The organism is Streptomyces sp. NPDC001732 (assembly GCF_053596315.1).
The window spans coordinates 36742-54250 of the sequence record NZ_JBSFFY010000003.1; the positions used below are offsets into that span (position 1 = coordinate 36742).

The 17509-nt window shown below is 71.2% G+C and carries 16 protein-coding genes; 5 read left to right on the top strand and 11 right to left on the bottom strand.

Features of this window, described 5'->3' with window-relative positions:
* Positions 1–55 precede the first annotated feature (55 nt).
* Positions 56–1552 (bottom strand): DNA-binding protein NsdB, encoded by a 1497-nt coding sequence (locus ACWCXX_RS05195; protein ID WP_451124460.1) that lies wholly within the window; start codon positions 1550–1552, stop codon positions 56–58.
* A gap of 231 nt (positions 1553–1783) precedes the next feature.
* Here ACWCXX_RS05195 and ACWCXX_RS05200 point away from each other — a divergent pair, with 231 nt between their 5' ends.
* Entirely contained in the window at positions 1784–2920 is a 1137-nt protein-coding gene (locus ACWCXX_RS05200; protein ID WP_451124462.1) for an aminoglycoside phosphotransferase family protein, read from the top strand.
* A gap of 67 nt (positions 2921–2987) precedes the next feature.
* Here the strand turns inward: ACWCXX_RS05200 and ACWCXX_RS05205 are convergent, their stop codons facing one another.
* The gene (locus ACWCXX_RS05205) at positions 2988–4319 is read right to left on the bottom strand and encodes an N-acetylmuramoyl-L-alanine amidase (RefSeq protein ID WP_451124464.1); all 1332 of its coding nucleotides are present in this window, start codon (positions 4317–4319) and stop codon (positions 2988–2990) included.
* A gap of 384 nt (positions 4320–4703) precedes the next feature.
* On the opposite strand from ACWCXX_RS05205, the gene ACWCXX_RS05210 reads away from it, so the two are divergent.
* On the top strand, positions 4704–6917 hold the full coding sequence (locus ACWCXX_RS05210) for a terpene synthase family protein (RefSeq protein WP_451124466.1): 2214 nt from the start codon (positions 4704–4706) through the stop codon (positions 6915–6917).
* Between the two features lie 75 nt (positions 6918–6992).
* On the opposite strand, the gene ACWCXX_RS05215 is transcribed toward ACWCXX_RS05210, so the two are convergent.
* From ACWCXX_RS05215 to ACWCXX_RS05240, 6 genes are all read right to left on the bottom strand, one after another.
* Positions 6993–7493 carry a hypothetical protein gene (locus ACWCXX_RS05215; protein ID WP_018550733.1) on the bottom strand — a complete coding sequence of 167 codons (501 nt, stop codon included), beginning with the start codon at positions 7491–7493 and terminating at the stop codon, positions 6993–6995.
* 139 nt (positions 7494–7632) lie between these two features.
* Positions 7633–8034 carry an ACT domain-containing protein gene (locus ACWCXX_RS05220; protein ID WP_451124468.1) on the bottom strand — a complete coding sequence of 134 codons (402 nt, stop codon included), beginning with the start codon at positions 8032–8034 and terminating at the stop codon, positions 7633–7635.
* Between the two features lie 39 nt (positions 8035–8073).
* Positions 8074–9240, bottom strand: a complete 1167-nt coding sequence (locus ACWCXX_RS05225; RefSeq protein WP_451124470.1) for a thiolase domain-containing protein — start codon at positions 9238–9240, stop codon at positions 8074–8076.
* Positions 9230–10285, bottom strand: a complete 1056-nt coding sequence (locus ACWCXX_RS05230) for a thiolase domain-containing protein (RefSeq protein WP_451124472.1) — start codon at positions 10283–10285, stop codon at positions 9230–9232. The genes ACWCXX_RS05225 and ACWCXX_RS05230 overlap by 11 nt, the downstream gene beginning before the upstream one ends.
* Positions 10286–11239, bottom strand: coding sequence for a Zn-ribbon domain-containing OB-fold protein (locus tag ACWCXX_RS05235; protein ID WP_451124474.1), 954 nt, complete (start codon positions 11237–11239; stop codon positions 10286–10288).
* A gap of 15 nt (positions 11240–11254) precedes the next feature.
* Entirely contained in the window at positions 11255–12055 is an 801-nt protein-coding gene (locus tag ACWCXX_RS05240; protein WP_451124476.1) for a crotonase/enoyl-CoA hydratase family protein, read from the bottom strand.
* Positions 12056–12256: 201 nt separating this feature from the next.
* Between ACWCXX_RS05240 and ACWCXX_RS05245 the strand changes: the two genes are divergently transcribed.
* The 3 genes from ACWCXX_RS05245 (at position 12257) to ACWCXX_RS05255 (ending at position 16274) form a co-directional block, all read left to right on the top strand.
* On the top strand, positions 12257–13885 hold the full coding sequence (locus ACWCXX_RS05245) for an acyl-CoA synthetase (protein ID WP_451124478.1): 1629 nt from the start codon (positions 12257–12259) through the stop codon (positions 13883–13885).
* Between the two features lie 206 nt (positions 13886–14091).
* Positions 14092–15162 carry a right-handed parallel beta-helix repeat-containing protein gene (locus ACWCXX_RS05250; RefSeq protein ID WP_451124480.1) on the top strand — a complete coding sequence of 357 codons (1071 nt, stop codon included), beginning with the start codon at positions 14092–14094 and terminating at the stop codon, positions 15160–15162.
* A 35-nt stretch (positions 15163–15197) separates the two neighbouring features.
* Positions 15198–16274: a methyltransferase gene (locus tag ACWCXX_RS05255; RefSeq protein ID WP_451124482.1), complete on the top strand. Its 1077-nt coding sequence runs from the start codon at positions 15198–15200 to the stop codon at positions 16272–16274.
* A gap of 75 nt (positions 16275–16349) precedes the next feature.
* On the opposite strand, the gene ACWCXX_RS05260 is transcribed toward ACWCXX_RS05255, so the two are convergent.
* The 3 genes from ACWCXX_RS05260 to ACWCXX_RS05270 all read right to left on the bottom strand — a co-directional run bounded on the left by ACWCXX_RS05260 (position 16350) and on the right by ACWCXX_RS05270 (position 17496).
* Positions 16350–16682 (bottom strand): TcmI family type II polyketide cyclase, encoded by a 333-nt coding sequence (locus ACWCXX_RS05260; protein ID WP_451124484.1) that lies wholly within the window; start codon positions 16680–16682, stop codon positions 16350–16352.
* Positions 16683–16757: 75 nt separating this feature from the next.
* On the bottom strand, positions 16758–17237 hold the full coding sequence (locus ACWCXX_RS05265; RefSeq protein WP_451124486.1) for an SRPBCC family protein: 480 nt from the start codon (positions 17235–17237) through the stop codon (positions 16758–16760).
* Position 17238: 1 nt separating this feature from the next.
* The gene (locus ACWCXX_RS05270) at positions 17239–17496 is read right to left on the bottom strand and encodes an acyl carrier protein (protein WP_451124488.1); all 258 of its coding nucleotides are present in this window, start codon (positions 17494–17496) and stop codon (positions 17239–17241) included.
* Positions 17497–17509: the final 13 nt, after the last annotated feature.

Here is a 17509-nt window from a genome sequence, read left to right on the forward strand (position 1 = left end):
GGACCGTGGCGTCCGGACGGTCGACGGTCGGCGCCCCTCGTCGTGGCGCCCCCGGTCAGATCTCCGCGGAACGCCTCGGCTGCTTGACGATGGCCTGCGGCATGGAGAGCTTGATCTCCTCGCGCAGGTCCTTGATCTTCGCGTAGCCCGCGAACTGGCCGGTGAGCCGGTACATTTCGCGCAGTCGGTCCCAGGTGCGGTGCGAGGAGGTCTCCCCCATCGTCACCAAGGCGAGTCGCGCGTAGCGGTCCGCCTGCTCGGGATCGTCGGCGATGAAGCACGCCGAGGCGAGCGAGATGTAGTCGAAGATCTTGGACCGCTGGCGTCCGCCGGGCCGGAGCTCCAGCGCCTGCCTGGCGTGGCGCTGGGCCACGATCGCCGCCGACGGATCGTGCTCGGCGAGGGTGCGGAACGCCAGGGCCTGCATGCCGTGCAGGTCCGCCTCGTCGAACATCTGCATCCAACTGGGCGGCGGCACATCGGTCCTGTCCGAGACGAAGAGCTCCTCGGCCTTGCCGAGCGTGCGCCGCATCGCCTGGCCCCGGCCCATGGACGCCTGTGCCCACGCCTCGATGGTGTACAGCATCGCCTGGGTGCGCGGGAGCACCGTGTCGCCCGAACCGGACTTGGCGAGCTTCATCAGGTCCAGGGCGTCGTCGGGACGGCCGAGGTGGACCATCTGCCGGGCCGCTCTGGAGAGCGCCTCGCCCGCCCGTGGGCGGTCCCCGCCCTCGCGCGCCGCGTGGGCCGCGATGACGAAGTACTTCTGGGCGGTCGGTTCGAGTCCGATGTCGTGGGACATCCACCCCGCGAGCACCGCCAGGTTGGCCGCCACGCCCCACAGACGGCGTCGCAGGTGTTCGGGGTGGCGGTAGGCGAGCATGCCGCCCACCTCGTTGAGCTGGCCCACCACGGCCTTGCGCTGGAGGCCGCCGCCCCGTGACGCGTCCCAGGCGCGGAACACCTCGACGGACCGTTCGAGCGCTTCGATCTCCTCCGAGCCGATGGGTGCGGCCTCGTACCGGTCGAAACCGGCCGCCTCCGCGTACAGGGGGTCGTCGATCCGTGGGACGTCGGCCGCCAGCACGGGATCCGTGTGCAGCCAGTCGTACATGGGGCCGGTGATGGTCGATCCTGCGGCGAGCGCGGCGCCCGCGCTCACCAAGCCGCGTCGGTTGAGCATGAGGTCCATTCCCGTGAATTCGGTGAGGACCGCTGCCGTCCGGTCGGGCGCCCACGGCAGCCCGTCGGGATTCTGCTGCGTCCCGACGCCCCGCCGCTTCCCTGCACGCCCGCGCCGGCCGAACCCGAGGTCCTCGATGGTCACGACACGACCGAGTCGCTCGGTGAACAGGGCGGCCAGCACCTCGGGCACGGGATCGCGGGGTGACTCCCCCATGTCGATCCAACGCCGCACCCGCGAGGTGTCGGTGGCCAGTTGCGGATGGCCCATGGCCGCCGCCTGTCTGTTCACCATTCTCGCGAGTTCGCCCTTGGACCAGCCGGCGAGGCCGAACAGGTCGGACAGGCGGGTGTTGGGTTCTCCGGTCACGTCAAGCCCCCAGGTTCTCGGCTGTGTTGACAGTAACCCCCTGTCAGATGCCTTGCGACTATTCGCCATGGTTCGCCAGGGCACGCCACATGGTCTGCCACCCGAAGTTCGGTGTCAGGTAGGAAAGCGCCACCCCGCCCGGCAGCCCTAGGTACTCCCCAGGGTGCCGAACGGTCGCCGGCCGGGGCGGCGCACGCAACTTGTCGGCGCGCGAAGGGATCTGTCTCGCCCATGTACACAGCATCGTCCTCCGTGACCGCCCCGCCCCGGCCGCTCCGTCCCCTGGGGGCGGGCGGCGGACCGTATCTCGCTCCGCACACCGCTCACCCGGTGCCCGGCACGGTCCGCCCGCGTCGACCCGCGGGTCCCGGTGGTCCGGCGCTCAGCGGGCGGCTGGACCTGTCCGGCCCGCAGGGCGCGCAGCTGAGGATGGTGATCGCCTCGGTGCAGCGGATCTGCCCCGAGTTCAATCCCGTGCAGGTACTGCGCCGCAGCGGCCGTTCGGTCCTGCTCGTCGGCTCCACCGGACGGACGACCGCGGTCGCCAAGTGCTTACTTGACCACTCGCCCGCGTGGGCAGAGCGATTCCGGCACGAAATAGCTGCATACCGTGCGTTCGTCCGGCACCGTCCCCCGGTGCGGGTGCCGCGTCTCATCGCGGCCGATCCGGAGAACTGCACGCTGGTGATCGAGCGGATGCCCGGCCGGGTGGCGGCGCTGACCAGACACCCGTCGGAGGCCCCGCCCCGTGCCGATGTGCGGGCCGTGCTCGGGGCGATCAGCCGGGTCAACGAGTGGCGGCCGGCCCCGGGGCTCTTCGACGCCCCGCTGGACTACGCCTCGCGGATCTCCCGCTACCACGAGCTGGGGCTGTTCACCGACCGGGACCTGGGCGACCTGCAGAAGCTGCTGCACGGCCTGGCGCACGCGGGCGGCCGGCAGAGCATGGGGCAGTTCTGTCACGGTGACGCGCTGCTCTCCAACATCCTGCTGTCGCCCACGGGTCCGGTGCTGGTGGACTGGGAGCACGCGGGCTGGTACCTGCCGGGCTACGACCTGGCGACGCTCTGGACGGTTCTCGGGGACGCGCCCGCGGCGCGGCGTCAGATCAGCCAGCTCGCCCAGGCCAAGGGGCCCGCGGCGCGTGACGCATTCCTGGTGAACCTCATGCTGGTGCTGACCCGGGAGATCCGCACGTACGAGACGGCTGTCCAACGGGCCATGCGCAATCCGGGGCCCGCCGGTGCCGGTCAGGACCGGCCCGGGGCACTGTCGTCGAGCGAGGAGCAGCGGCTGCTGCTGCGCCGGCTGCACGACGACTGCGCCATGGCCCGCAGGGCCGTACGAGCCGCGGTCGGCACTCGCTGACCCTGCCCAGAGGGACGCGCCGCGGGCCCGGTGCCGACACACCGGGTCCGCGGCGCGTCGTTGTGGTTCAGCGCGTACGGACGATGTCCACGTCGGCCGCCTTCACGAAGGCGATCCGGTGACCGATCTGCACCGTCACGTACTTCTGCCCGCCGGCGAAGTACGTGTGGTCGAAGGGGGCCGAGGAGTCGATCGTCGGCGCGTAGAAGTAACCCGTGGGTGCCTCGCCACCGCCGGGGTACGACTGGCCCGCCTTGATCGTGTACGGGAGCGGCGAGCCCACCCGCTTGTCCCCGAAGTCCGCGGGGTACTCGGACTTCTCCGGGTACGCCACCCCGTACACCGGGACGTCCGTGCGGCCGTCCTTCGGCCTGACCACGTAGCCGGAGGTCGGGGTGGTGTTCCGGGTGTGGGCCGGGGTTTGGAACCACGCCTTCTGGCCGTACCACCAGATCGCCGTCCAGCCGGGGGCGTGGTCCGCGACGACCGCCTGCTGGGTGGCGCTGATCTTGCTGCCCCAGTCGGCGGCGCAGTTCGTGCCGGGCGAGCCGTCGGGGTGCAGGCCGGGGTCGGAGAAGAGGGGCGCGTCGGCGGAGGGCGCGGTGCGCAGCGGGACGGCGCTGGAGCCCTGGACCGGCAGGTCCACGCCCTTCTCGCAGTCGCGGAAGAGCTGCTGATTCTCCTTGAAGTCCGGGTTCATGGTGACGAGTTCGCTGTTCCGGGGCGCGCTCGGCACCGTGGGCTTGCCGAGCAGCTTCATGAAGCGGTTCCAGTCCCAGTACGGGCCCGGGTCCCAGTGCATGTTCCTGGTTCCGGCCGCGGTGGTGGGCGGCACTCCGTCGTGGCCGATGATGTGCTGGCGGTCGAGCGGGATGTCGTACTTGGCGGCGAGGTAGCGCACCAGCTTGGCGGTCGAGCGGTACATCTCGGGGGTGTACCACTTGGCGCCGTCGACGGCGACGCCCTCCTGTTCGATGCCGATGGAGTGGCTGTTGACGTACCAGTTGCCCGCCTGCCAGGCCACGTCCTTGCCCTTGACCATCTGTGTGACGTGGCCGTCGGCCGAGCGCACCACGTAGTGGGCGGATGCCTGCTTCAGGGGGTTCTGGAAGATCTTCAGGGTGGTGTCGAAGTCTTCCTCGGTGTCGTGCAGGACGATGAACCGGACCTTGTTGGTGTGCGGCCGGTCCGCGGTGTCGTAGTTCCCGTACGTCTCCTTGTCGGCGGGGTCGCCCGTCTGCTGGTAGGCCGCCGGCACCCAGTCGCACGCGAGGCTGCGCGGGCATTCCGGCCGCACCCCGTCCGCTCCGGCCTGCGCCACGGGACTGAGCAGTGCCATGCTCAGTGCGCCGACGCCGGTGAGCGCGAGTGCGAGTCCGGTCCTCTGCTTGGACGTCATGACAACCCTTCTTGGAGCCGTGCGTGTTGAGCCGTGCGTGATCCGATCTCGCTCTTCCGCTGTGCGCGCACACTCTCCGACCTGACATGACAGCGCGTCAAGGGATCAGGTGAGACCACGGGCCGAGCCAGTGGACCAGACCACTGAAAGGGGGTCTGACCTGCGCGCGGAAAGATTCGACCAATGGTCGACGGTGGCCCGTTACCCGGTTCTTGCGGAGCGGTCGCACGACATCGGGCGCATCTCGGGCACCAGCCATGAGCGTTCTTTTTATCTGACTAATCCTGGATATGCGTGCCCCGAACGGCCGAAGGGTAGTGCTCGCGCGGACACGATCGAGCCCGCGCGACAGCCGTGCGGCGATCCAGGAAAGGCCGGACGTACATGCCTCAGCCCTTCACCCTGCCGGACTTCTATGTTCCGTATCCGGCGCGGCTCAACGCCCACGTCGAGGAGGCGCGGGTGCACACCAAGAAGTGGGCCCGCAGCATAGGGATGGTGGAGGGTTCGGGCATCTGGGACGAGAAGGATCTCGACTCCCACGACTACGCGCTGCTGTGCGCGTACACCCATCCCGACTGCTCGTCCGAGGCCCTCTGTCTGGTCACCGACTGGTACGTGTGGGTCTTCTTCTTCGACGACCACTTCCTGGAGCTGTTCAAGCGCACCCGCGACCGGGAGGGCGGCAAGCGGTATCTGGACCGGCTGCCCGCGTTCATGCCGATGGACCGCGGGGCCCCGGTGCCGAAGCCCACGAATCCGGTCGAGGCGGGGCTGGCCGACCTGTGGGCGCGGACGGTGCCGAGCATGTCCGACGCCTGGCGGGTCAGGTTCGCCGAGGCGACGAAGAACCTGCTCAACGAGTCGCTGTGGGAGCTCGCCAACATCGACGAGGGGCGCATCGCGAACCCCGTCGAGTACATCGAGATGCGCCGCAAGGTGGGCGGTGCGCCGTGGTCGGCGGGGCTCGTGGAGTACGCGGCCGGCGCGGAGGTGCCCGAGCGGGTGGCCGGGGAGCGGGCGCTGCGGGTGCTGCGGGACGCCTTCTCCGACGGCGTGCATCTGCGCAACGACCTCTTCTCGTACCAGCGGGAGGTCGAGGAGGAGGGCGAGAACAGCAACGGGGTGCTGGTCCTCGAACGCTTCCTCGGCTGTTCCACGCAGGAGGCCGCCGAGGCCGTGAACGACCTTCTGACGTCCCGGCTGCAGCAGTTCGAGAACACCGTCCTCACCGAACTCGGCCCGCTCTGCGCGGAGAAGGGTCTCGATCCCGCCCAGGCCGCGGCGGTCCTCGCGTACGTCAAGGGCCTGCAGGACTGGCAGTCCGGCGGTCACGAGTGGCACATGCGCTCCAGCCGTTACATGAACGACGGTGCGGTCGAAGCGGCCTCGACCGGCTTCGGCATGGCCGCGGCCTCGCTCCGGTTCACCCCCCGTTCGGAGTCGGCCCGGCTGCGCAGCCACACCCATGTGCCCTACCAGCGGGTCGGCCCGTCCCTGCTGCCCGACTTCGAGCTGCCCTTCGGCACGACGCTCAGCCCCCATCTGGACGGGGCGCGACTGCGGATCGTCGACTGGGCGAACCGCATGGGCATCCTGGAGGCGCAGCCGGGGGTGCCCGGTTCGCACATCTGGGACGAGGAGCGGCTCGTCGCGACCGATCTGCCGCTGTGCGCGGCGGGGCTGCACCCGGACGCGACGCCGGAGGAGCTCGATCTGGCGTCGCAGTGGCTGACCTGGGGGACGTACGGGGACGACTGGTTCCCGGTGGTGCACGGGCGGCCCCGGGACCTGGCGGGGGCCAAGCTCGCCAACGAGCGGCTGTCGTCGTTCATGCCGCTGGACGGGTCCGCGACGCCCGAGCCGGTCAACGCGCTGGAGCGGGGACTTGCCGACCTCTGGGCGAAGACCTCGGCCCCGATGGACGCGAGCGGGCGGCGGGCGTTCCGGAAGGCGGTCGAGGACATGACCGCGAGCTGGGTGTGGGAGCTGGCGAACCAGGTGCAGAACCGCATCCCCGACCCGGTGGACTACGTCGAGATGCGGCGCATGACCTTCGGCTCCGACCTCACGATGAGCCTGTGCAGGCTGGGGCACGGGAAAAGGGTTCCGCCGGAGATCTACCACAGCGGGCCGATGCGCTCCCTGGAGAACGCGGCGGCGGACTACGCGTGTCTGCTCAACGACCTGTTCTCGTACCAGAAGGAGATCGAGTACGAGGGCGAGGTGCACAACGGCGTCCTGGTCGTGCAGAACTTCTTCGGGGTGGACTACCCGACCGGGGTGGCGATCGTGCACGACCTGATGAAGTCGCGGCTGCGGCAGTTCCTGCACGTGGCCGAGCGTGAACTGCCGGTGCTCTACGACGACTTCGGGCTGGACGCGGAGGCGCGGGAGGTCCTGGCCGGGTATGTGCAGGAGCTCAAGCACTGGCTCGCGGGCATCCTGATCTGGCACCGGGACTGCCGGCGCTACCGCGAGCAGGACCTGCAGCGGGGCAGCGGCGTTCCGTGGCACATCAGCGGTCCCACGGGGATCGGTGTCTCGGCGGCGCGGGTGACCGCGTTGTTCGCCCGGACCGCGGCGAGCGGCGTGTAACGGCCGTCCGGGCGGGAGCCCGCATGCCCGTGGCCGCCCGCGAGAGGCGGGCGGCCACGAGGCGGGACGTTTCTCTCAGCCCTGCTGGAACAGCTCGGCGGGCAGCGGCTTCAGGAGGGTGTACAGGTCGTCGGTGATCGGCCGGTCCCAGCTGGCGATGGTGACGAGCACGCCGTCGCTGCGGTCGAACTGGACGCAGGAGATGCGGCTTTCGGAGAGCTTGACCCGGCGGACGATCAGCAGGTTGTCGCCCTGCATGACGGGCATGTCCTCGGTGCCGGTGACCTCGACCGGCTCGTCGTTCTCCAGCGCGAGCAGCAGCTGGGCGACCTCGAACGGGACCTGGCCCTCCTCGGTCTCGCGGGCGGGCGAGCCCTCCGGGAGGTTGCCGATGATCATCGCGGGGCCGCGTCCGCCGAACAGGTCGTAGCGCAGGAAGACGCCCTGGCAGCTCCCGTCGGGGGCGGGCAGCAGGCCGGCGCCGAGATTTCCGGGCCAGTCCCCCGGGTCCATGGCCAGGACGTCGAAGTCGGGGCCCGCGGGTGTGGCGGCGCTACGGCGGCGGAGGAAGGACATGCAGACATGGTACGTGTCCGGGCTCACGTTGCAGAGTCGGGTCCGCGCAGGCCGGAGCGCCGACGGCCCCGCCCGGCCGGTCGCGGAGGGGTCGGCCGGGCGGTCCGGGTCGGCCCGCCGGGGCCCGCCGGGCCGTCCCTCAGCCGGATTCCGCGGCCAGTGTCTCCAGCACGTGGACGGCCTCCTCGGCCCGGTCGTACGGGACGAAGAGGTGGTCGTGGTGGAATCCGGCCACGATGTTGCAGCTCAGTCCCGCATCGGTGAGGGCCAGGGAGACGGCGGCGGTGAGCCCGACCGCGTCCAGTGCGCAGTGGACACGGAGTGTGATCCAGCCTGCGGCCCAGTCGTGGTCCAGCCCCGCCGAGACGGCTTCCGCCTCCGGCAGGACCAGGCTCAGCCCTTCGGGTTCGACGACGGTGGCGACCGGGTTCACCCCCTCGGGCACCGCACCGCCGGGCACGGTCGTGAAGACGTAGCGGCCGGGGTTCAGCTCCGGTCGCAAACCGCTCAGCAGGGTCCGCAGATCGCGTTCGCCACTCACGGGGACCACGCTACCCACCGGGCGGGCGGGCGCACGCGGTCAGCCGGTGGGCGGTTCGGATCCGACCAGCCACATGGAGAAGAACTGCGCCCCGCCGCCGTACGCGTGGCCGAGCGCCTTCCGGGCCCCCGCCACCTGGTGTTCGCCCGCCCGGCCCCGTACCTGCAACGCGGCCTCGGCGAAGCGGATCATGCCGGAGGCCCCGATGGGGTTGGTGGAGAGCACTCCGCCCGAGGGGTTCACGGGCAGGTCCCCGTCGAGTTCGGTGGCGCCGGACTCGGTGAGCTTCCAGCCCTCGCCCTCGTCGGCGAAGCCGAGGTTCTCCAGCCACATCGGCTCGTACCAGGAGAACGGCACGTACAGCTCGGCGGTGTCGATCTCCCGTCGCGGATCGGTGATCCCCGCCTGCCGGTACACCTCGGCCGCGCAGTCCCTGCCCGCCCTCGGGGAGACGAAGTCCTTGCCGGCGAAGAGCGTCGGCTCGCTGCGCATCGCACCGCCGTGCACCCATGCGGGCGGGTGCGGCGAGCGGTCCGCCCCGGCCCGGTCGGTGAGGACCATCGCGCAGGCGCCGTCGGAGGACGGGCAGGTCTCCGAGTAGCGGATCGGGTCCCAGAGCATCGGTGCGGCCTGCACCTTCTCCAGGGTGATGCCGGGGTCGCGGACGTGGGCGTACGGGTTCCTGAGCGCGTTGCGCCGGTCCTTGTACGCGACGAGGGAGCCGATCGTGTCGGGGGCCTCGGTGCGCCGCATGTAGGCCCGCACGTGCGGGGCGAAGAAGCCGCCCGCGCCGGCCAGCAGCGGCTGCTGGAAGGGGATCGGCAGCGAGAGGCCCCACATGGCGTTGGACTCGGACTGCTTCTCGAAGGCGAGCGCGAGGACGGTGCGGTGCACCCGTGCGGAGACCAGGTTGGCGGCGACGAGCGCGGTGGAGCCGCCGACGGAGCCCGCGGTGTGCACCCGGAGCACGGGTTTGCCGACCGCGCCGAGGGCGTCGGCGAGGTAGAGCTCCGGCATCATCAGGCCCTCGAAGAAGTCGGGGGCCTTGCCGATGACGACGGCGTCGATGTCCGCCCAGGTCAGTCCGGCGTCGTCCAGTGCACGGACGGCGGCCTCGCGGACCAGTCCGGCGATGGAGACGTCCCGGCGGGCGGAGACGTGTGCGGTCTGGCCGACGCCGACGACGGCCACGGGCTCAGCTGACATGAGCGCTCTCCCCTTCGAGGACGGCGACCAGGTTCTGCTGCAGGCAGGGCCCGGAGGTGGCGTGGGCGAGCGCCCGGTCGGACTCGCCGCGGTGGATGCGGGCGGCGGCCTCGCCGAGCCGGATCAGCCCGGCGGCCATGACGGGGTTGGCGGCGAGCGCCCCGCCGGACGGGTTGACGGCGACGCCGTCGTCGAGTCCGAGCGCCTTGCGCAGCACCACCTCCTGGGAGGTGAACGGGGCGTGCAACTCGGCGGTGTCCACGGGGCGTTCGAAGAATCCGGCACGGGTCGCGGCGAGCCGGGTGGAGGGGGAGCAGGTGAGTTCGCGGACGCCGAGGCCGGGCGCCTCGATGCGGTGGTCGATGCCGCGGATCCAGGCGGGGCGGGGGCACAGCCGCCGGGCGGTGTCCCCGGCGGCGAGGATCACGGCGGCCGCCCCGTCGCCGATCGGTGCGCAGTCGCCGGTGCGCAGCGGTCGCACGACGTAGTCGCCGGCCGGGACCGGGCCGGCGAGCTGGGCGTGCGGGTTGTCCGCGGCGGCGGCGCGGTTGCGGGCGGCGATCGCGGCGAGGGCGGCCTCGTCCGTGTCGCCCGCGTCTATCAGTGCCTGGGCCTGGAGCGCGGCAAGTGCGACGGAGTCCGGCCAGAGCGGGCCGACGTAGTACGGGTCGAGCTGGCGGGTGAGGACGTCGCGGAGCTCCCCGGGCGAGGACTTGCCGTAGGAGTAGACGAGCGCGGTGTCGGCCTCGCCCGCCCGGATCTTCACCCAGGCCTCGTGGAGGGCCCAGGCGCCGTCCATCTCCACGTGGGACTCGGAGATCGGCGGGTGGGCGCCGACGCCGTCGAGCGCCATGGTGAAGGAGAAGGCCCGGCCCGCCAGGTAGTCGCTGGAGCCGGAGCAGGTGAAGCCGATGTCGCCCGCCCGCAGGCCGGTCGCGTCGAGGACCCGGTGCAGGACCGGCATCAGCATCTCGACCTCGGAGAGTTCGTCGGTGCGCCGCAGATGGTCCGTCTGCGCGAAGGCGACGATCGCCACGTCTCGCATCTAGAGCAGCTCCTTGTACGCGTCGTAGTCGGCGTCCGGCTCGCCGGTGGGCCGGTAGTGGTCGGGGTGGCGTACGCCCTCGGTCCAGACGGGTTCGACGCGCAGCCCCATGCGCACCTGGTCGTACGGGATGCCGCCGATCCGCGCGTGCAGGGCGAGGTCCGCGCCGTCGAGCGCGATGTGCGCGTAGACGTAGGGGACCTCGATGTCGAGATTCGCCGTGTGAGCGGCCTTGATGTTGACGACGCAGTACGTGGTCACGGTGCCGCGCGGGCCGACCTCGACCTGTTCCGCGGTGGCGACGCCGCAGGTGGGGCAGGCGCCGCGCGGCGGTACGTACACCTTGGCGCAGGACGGGCAGCGTTCACCGACGATGCGCCGCTCGGACAGGGCCTGGAGGTAGGCGCTCTGGGCTCGGCCGGGGGTGTACCGGTAGTCGAGCCGGGCGGGGGTGACGATGCCGGTGACGGGGTCGGGGAACGTGCCGTCGTGCGGGACGGGCGGCCCGCCCCCGTCGCCCTCGTACGGTTCGAAGCAGGCGATGTCCGTGATCGCGCCGGTCCGTTCGGCCGCCCAGCGGATCCGTACCCGCATGCCGGTGCGCACAGCGTGCGGGCCGGGCGCGGCCAGGGCGTGCAGGAGGGAGGTGTCGGCCCCGTCGAGCCGGACGAGGACCCAGGCGAAGGGGGTGCCGAGGGGCTGGCCGCGGCGCGGTGCGGGGTTCCAGGCCCAGGTGGTGACGGTGCCGGTGGGGGCGACCTCGACGAGTTCCCGGATCTCCTCGGCGGTGACGGGGTCGTACTCGACGGGCGGGACCAGGATCTTTCCCCCCTCGGTGCGGACGCCGAGCACGGTGCGTTCGCGCAGTCCGGTGAGGAAGGCGCTCTGGACCGGGCCGAGGGAGCGGGTGAAGGGGAACTCGACCACGAGTGGTGCGCTGAGGGTGTCGGGCACGGTTGCCTCCTCGGCTCAGGCGCGACGGTAGACGGGTGGGCGTTTCTCGGCGAAGGCGCGGGCGCCTTCGCGGGCGTCGGCGGTGGCGAAGATCGGCTGGCCGCGTTCCAGTTCGGCGGCGAGGCCCTCGGTCTCGGCCAGTTCGGCGCTCTCGTACACGGACGCCTTGACGGCTTCGACGGCGAGCGGTCCGCAGGCGTTGATCCGCTCGGCGACGGCCAGGGCCTCCTCCAGTGCGGTGCCGTCGGGGACGACCCGGCCGATCAGGCCGATGGCGGCGGCCTCGGCGGCGCTGTAGGGGCGGCCGGTGAGGAGCATTTCGAGGGCGTGGGTGCGGGGGATCTGGCGGGGCAGCCGTACCGTGGAGCCGCCGATGGGGAAGAGGCCCCGCCGGACCTCGAAGAGGCCGAAGGTGGCGCCCGCCCCGGCAATCCGGATGTCGGTGCCCTGGAGGATCTCGGTCCCGCCCGCCACGCAGTGGCCCTCGACCGCGGCGACCACCGGTTTGCGGGGGCGGTGGTGGCGCAGCATCGCCTTCCAGTGCAGATCGGGGTCGGCGGCCGTCCGGTGGCGGTACCGCTCCCCTTCCATGCCCTGGCCAGCCAGGGCTTTGAGGTCCATTCCGGCGCAGAAGCAGCCGCCCGCGCCGGTGAGGACCACCGAGCGGACCGTGTCGTCCTCGTCGGCCGCCAGCCAGCCGTCGTACAGCCCGACCAGCATCGGGAGCGAGAGTGCGTTCTTCGCCTCCGGCCTGTTCAGGGTGAGCACCAGTGTGGCGCCCTCGCGCCGCACGGTGAGGTGTTCCGTACCGCCCATTGCCTGCCTCCCGTCTCGGGACCCCGGGCCGCCGGGCGGGATGCGCCGGACACGGCCCAGAACAGGTTGCAGTAGGCGGGGGCCCAGTTCAATAGTTTTCTGACAGTCAGTCAGTTTTCTTCGGCGGCTCCCCTTCCCACTTGTGGCTCCCGGCGCTCTAATGACCGCCGAGCCAGTCAGCTTCCGGGGTCAGGAGGAACGGTGGAGTACAACCTTGCCGACCTGTTCGAGTCGGTCGTCGACGCGGTCCCGGAACGCGAGGCGCTCGTCTGCCTCGACCACCCCGGCACCGGTGCGGAGCGCCGGCTCACGTACGCGCAGCTGGACGCGGCCGCCAACCGCCTCGCCCACCACCTGATCCGAGCGGGCATCGCCCCCGGCGAGCACCTGGGGCTGCACCTGTACAACGGGGTGGAGTACCTGCAGACCGTACTGGCCTGCCTCAAGGCGCGGATCGTGCCCGTCAATGTGAACTACCGCTACGTGGAAGAGGAGTTGACCTACCTCTATCGGGACGCGGACCTGGCTGCCCTGGTCTTCGACGCCGAGTTCGACGAACGGGTCGCGGCGGCCGCGGCGAAGGCCCCGCTGCTGCGCCACCTCGTCCGGGTGGGGACCCCGGCGGCGGGCGCCCGGGGCCCGGAGGCGGTCGCGTTCACGAAGGCCGAGGCGGAGGGGAGCCCGGAGCGCGGTTTTCCGCCGCGTTCGGCCGACGACCAGTTCATCATCTACACCGGCGGCACCACCGGGATGCCCAAGGGGGTGATGTGGCGCCAGGAGGACCTGTTCTTCTCCGGGCTCGGCGGGGGCGCGCCGACCGGCGAGCCGGTGAAGACCCCGCAGGAGCTGGCCGAGCGGGTGGCGGCGGGCGGGGACGGGATCACCTTCTTCCCCACTCCCCCGCTGATGCACGGCACCTCGACCCTCACCGCGTTCATCGGCTTCAACTTCGGGCAACGGGTCGTGCTCCACCGCAGGTTCGATCCGCAGGCGGTGCTCCGCACGATCGAGAAGGAGAAGGTCACCAGCGTGTCGCTGGTGGGCGACGCGATGCTGCGACCGCTGATCGACGCGCTGAAGGGCCCGCTGAAGGGCACCGACTGCTCGTCGATGTTCTCCGTCTCCAGCTCGGGCGCGATCATGTCGGACTCGGTGCGCGCGGAGTTCCAGGCGCTCGTGCCGACGGTGCTGCTGCTGAACAACTTCGGCTCCTCGGAGTCCGGGTTCAACGGCACGGCGACGGACGACTCGGGCCCGGAGAACGGCTTCCGGCTCCGGGTCAACTCCCGTACGGCGGTGGTCGATCCGGCCACGTACGAGCCGGTGGCGCCGGGCGAGCCGGGGCGGATCGCCCAGCGCGGGCACGTACCCCTGGGCTACTACAACGACCCTGCCAAGACCGCGGAGACGTTCTTCCGGCGGGGCGAGGAGCGGTGGGTGCTGCTCGGCGACATGGCGACGGTCGACGCGGACGGCATCGTCACGGTCCTCGGCCGGGGCTCGCAGTGCATCAACACCGGGGGCGAGAAGGTGTACCCCGAGGAGGTCGAGCAGGCGCTCAAGGCCCATCCGGACGTGTACGACGCACTGGTCGCCGCGGCGCCCGACGCACGCTGGGGCAACCGCGTCGCGGCGGTGGTGCAGCTGCGCGAAGGGGCGTCCGAGCCCTCGCTCGACGACATCCAGGCGCACTGCAGGAGCCGGCTGGCGGGCTACAAGATCCCGCGCCGGCTGGTGATCGCCGGGCGGATCCGGCGCTCGCCGAGCGGCAAGGCCGACTACCGGTGGGCCCGCTCGGTCGTCGCGCCCCGGCCCGAGCCCGGCGACTGAACCCCGCGGACCACCCGGACGGGCCATCGGCCCCGGCTGCCTCGGGGCCCGGACCGCGGCGGGGAACCGTCCGGGAGGCCCGCGGGCGGTGGCCGTGCCCAGCCGGACGGGACTTTCGAAACACACCCTCACCCATTCGGGCACGCTCCGAACCCATCCGCTCACCCTATGTGGCAACGGGAGAGGATCGCCCATAGCTTCGGCTCATGAGGAAACGAAAGATCAAGATCCTTGTGCCGGTCGTGGTCCTCTCCGCCGCGGGCCTCGGCGCGATCGTTCCGGCCGCCTGCGCCAAGAGCGCGCGCGTGGTCCACCCCGGTCAGTCGATCCAGAAGGCGGTGGACGCCGCCGGGTCGGGCGAAACCGTCGTCGTCCTGCCCGGCACGTACCGCGAGAGCGTCCTGGTCACCACGCCCGGCCTGACCCTGCGCGGTTCCGGCAGCCGGACCGTGATCCGGCCCCCGACTCCGGACACGCGGGCCACCGGCGCCTGCGCGCAGGCCGGAAACGGCATCTGCGTGCTGGGCCGTGCGGGCCGGACCATGGACGGGGTGAGCATCGACGGGCTGACCCTCTCCGGTTTCAAGAAGAACGGCGTCTGGGCCTCCTGGACCGACCGGCTGACCGTCCGGGGTGTGACCTCCGAACACAACGGTGTCTGGGGCATCGCCCAGGAGCATTCCACCCGCGGGGTGTTCGAGCGCAACACTGCCCGCGCCAACGGTGACGCGGGCATCTTCGTCGCGAACAGCGTCGACGAGGAGGGCGGCGCCACCGACACCCGGGGCACCGAGCTCCGGAACAACACCCTGGCGGACAACCGGATCGGCTTCACCGCCCGGCGGGTACGGAACCTGACGGTCCGCGACAACACCGTCACCGGCAACTGCAGCGGTGTGTTCGTCGTGGGCGACGAAGGAAAGCCGCAGGCCGGAGCCATGACGATCAGGTCCAACCGGATCACCGGCAACAACAAGTCCTGCGCCCCGACCGAACGGCTGTCGGCCCTCCAGGGCTCCGGCATCGTGCTCACCGGCGCCGCGGACACCCAGGTGCGCTCGAACACGATCCGCGACAACGCGGGCAACACGCCCATGTCCGGCGGCATCGTGCTGTTCAAGAGCTTCGTGGGCACGAAGAACACCGGCCACGTCATCAGCGACAACGTCGTACTCGGCAACAAGCCGGCCGACCTCGCCAACGGGGACCCCGCCGGCAAGAACAACACCTTCGCCGACAACGTCTGCGCGAAGTCCACACCTGCCGGGATGTGCTGACCGGCGCACCCCCGCCCGAGGAGAAGCGAAACAGTATGACCACCGTGAGTCCCACCCCCCCGCCCGCCTCCGTCCACGCCGCGCTCCCCCACCCCGTCACTCCCCCGCAGCCGGCCATGCAGCTGCGCGAACTCGTCTTCGGCGCCGCCAGAGCCGCCGCCGTGCGCGCAGCCGCCCGGCTGCGCGTCGCCGACGCGCTGGGCGAGACGCCCGCCACCGCGCAGGAGCTCGCGGAGCTGGTGAAGGCCGAGGCCGTGCCGCTGCGGCGGCTGCTGCGCGCCCTGGCCTGCTACGGGATCTTCGCCGAGACCCCCGACGGACGGTTCGCCCACACCGAGATGTCCCGCCTGCTGCGCGAGGACGACCCCCACAGCCTGCGCGACATCTCGCTGTGGTGCACCGAGCCCTGGACCTGGGACGTCTGGCCGCACCTCGACGACGCGGTGCGCACCGGCAGGAGCGTCTTCGCGGACGTGCACGGCAAGGGGTTCTTCGACTACCTGCACCAGGACGCCCACGAGTCCGCGCAGATCTTCAACCGGGCGATGACCACCTCCAGCGTGCAGTCCGCGCTGGACGTCGCCGAGCTCCTCGACCTCACCGGGGTGTCCTCGGTCGCCGACATCGGCGGGGGCCAGGGGCACGTACTGGCGAGCCTGCTGGAGAAGCATCCGTCGCTCCACGGCACCCTGATGGACCTGCCGGGCGTGGTGGCGCGGGCCGACGCCCGGCTGCGGGACGGGGGTGCGCTCGTCGACCGGACCCGGATCGTGGCCGGGGACTGCCGCGAGGCCATCCCCGTCGAGGCCGACCTCTACATCATCAAGAACATCCTGGAGTGGGACGACGACAGCACCCGCAGGACACTGCGCAACGTCGTCGCCGCGGGCCGCCCGGGAGCCCGGGTCGTCGTCATCGAGAACCTCGTCGACGACACCCCGTCGATGCGTTTCACCACCGCGATGGACCTGCTGCTGCTCCTCAACGTCGGCGGCGCGAAGCACACCAGGGAGAGCCTGGTGACCCGGATCTCGGACGCCGGGCTGCTGATCGGCGACGTCGTCCCGGTCAACGCCTACCTGCACGCGTTCGAGTGCGTGGTGCCCGACTGACCTTCCTTCCCCCGGGCACGACAGGAAATCGCCCCGGGTCCGGCCTCTCGGCCGGGCCCGGGGCGATCGTCCGTCTCAGGAGGTGGCGTCGCGCTCCCACCGGTAGAACTCGTGGGCCATGGCGTCCTTGGGGCTGCGCCAGGTCTGCGGGTCGTAGGCGCTGACATAGGCGCTGAGCTTCTCGCTGATGTCCTTGAACTGCGGGTGCCCGGTCACCTTCGCGATCTCGGGGCCCGGCGGGCGCTCCGACTCGATCAGGTGCAGGTACACGTCGCCGAACTGGAAGAGCTTGCGTCTGGTGACGCCGACGAGGTGCGGCAGTTCGGTGCTGTCGGAGGCCGCGAACAGCTCGGCGATGTCCGGCGCCGATCCCGGTGCCATCCGGGCGACGATCAGGGCGTGGTGCATCGGGAGATGCCTTTCTGGTTCCCGGCCCGCCACCCGGCCGGGTGGCCGGGTGGCGGGCCGTGGGCGGACGGCGGGTCAGCGGGCGCCGGCCGGAGCCGTACGGCGCTCCCGGTCACGCTGCTCGATCTTGTCCCGGATGAGTTCCATCTGGATCTTGGAGTTGCGGTTGATGTTGTCGGTCATCCACGCGTCGTCGACGGGGGCGTCGGGCCGCATCGCGAAGTCCTGGGTCCAGTGCATCTTCGTCCCGCCGGGGACCTCCGAGTACTGCCACCGGATGTCCATGTGCTGGAACGGGCCGGTCTCGACACGACGGGCGCGGACCGTGCGACCGGCACGGTCCACGGTCCGCTCGGAGACCCAGCTCCACACCTTGTCGTTCTCGTCGGGGTGCATCGTCAGCCGGAAGGTGGTGCTGTTCCCGTTCCGTTCGATGATCTCGACCGAGGCGTACTCGCTGAAGAGCCGCGGCCAGTTCTCCAGGTCGTTCGTCACGTCCCAGACCAGGTCCAGGGGGGCGGCGATGGTGATCTCGTTCTCGGTGTGTCCTGGCATGTCAAGCTCCTGTCATGAGGCTGTTGTTGACGAGGGCGATGAATTCCTGCGGGGTCCTGCAGCGGTCCGCGTCGGCCGGCAGCGCGCGGCCGTGCCGGTTCTCCAGCACGCCGACGATGCCGAGGAGGCCCAGCGAGTCGAGGCCGAACTCGTCGAAGGCCGAGCCGGGGCGGTTCTCCATGTCGCGCGGGTCGACGGTGAGACCGGCGCCCTTCTTCATCAGGGCGGCGAGTTCCGTGTAGGTCAGTCGGTCGGTCATGAGGACTTCTCCT

Coding starts and splice junctions, on each gene's coding strand:
- ACWCXX_RS05200 (WP_451124462.1), top strand. CDS start 1,784: ATGTACACAGCATCGTCCTCCGTGACCGCCCCGCCCCGGCCGCTCCGT.
- ACWCXX_RS05205 (WP_451124464.1), bottom strand. CDS start 4,319: ATGACGTCCAAGCAGAGGACCGGACTCGCACTCGCGCTCACCGGCGTC.
- ACWCXX_RS05210 (WP_451124466.1), top strand. CDS start 4,704: ATGCCTCAGCCCTTCACCCTGCCGGACTTCTATGTTCCGTATCCGGCG.
- ACWCXX_RS05215 (WP_018550733.1), bottom strand. CDS start 7,493: ATGTCCTTCCTCCGCCGCCGTAGCGCCGCCACACCCGCGGGCCCCGAC.
- ACWCXX_RS05225 (WP_451124470.1), bottom strand. CDS start 9,240: ATGTCAGCTGAGCCCGTGGCCGTCGTCGGCGTCGGCCAGACCGCACAC.
- ACWCXX_RS05230 (WP_451124472.1), bottom strand. CDS start 10,285: ATGCGAGACGTGGCGATCGTCGCCTTCGCGCAGACGGACCATCTGCGG.
- ACWCXX_RS05240 (WP_451124476.1), bottom strand. CDS start 12,055: ATGGGCGGTACGGAACACCTCACCGTGCGGCGCGAGGGCGCCACACTG.
- ACWCXX_RS05250 (WP_451124480.1), top strand. CDS start 14,092: ATGAGGAAACGAAAGATCAAGATCCTTGTGCCGGTCGTGGTCCTCTCC.
- ACWCXX_RS05255 (WP_451124482.1), top strand. CDS start 15,198: ATGACCACCGTGAGTCCCACCCCCCCGCCCGCCTCCGTCCACGCCGCG.
- ACWCXX_RS05260 (WP_451124484.1), bottom strand. CDS start 16,682: ATGCACCACGCCCTGATCGTCGCCCGGATGGCACCGGGATCGGCGCCG.
- ACWCXX_RS05265 (WP_451124486.1), bottom strand. CDS start 17,237: ATGCCAGGACACACCGAGAACGAGATCACCATCGCCGCCCCCCTGGAC.
- ACWCXX_RS05270 (WP_451124488.1), bottom strand. CDS start 17,496: ATGACCGACCGACTGACCTACACGGAACTCGCCGCCCTGATGAAGAAG.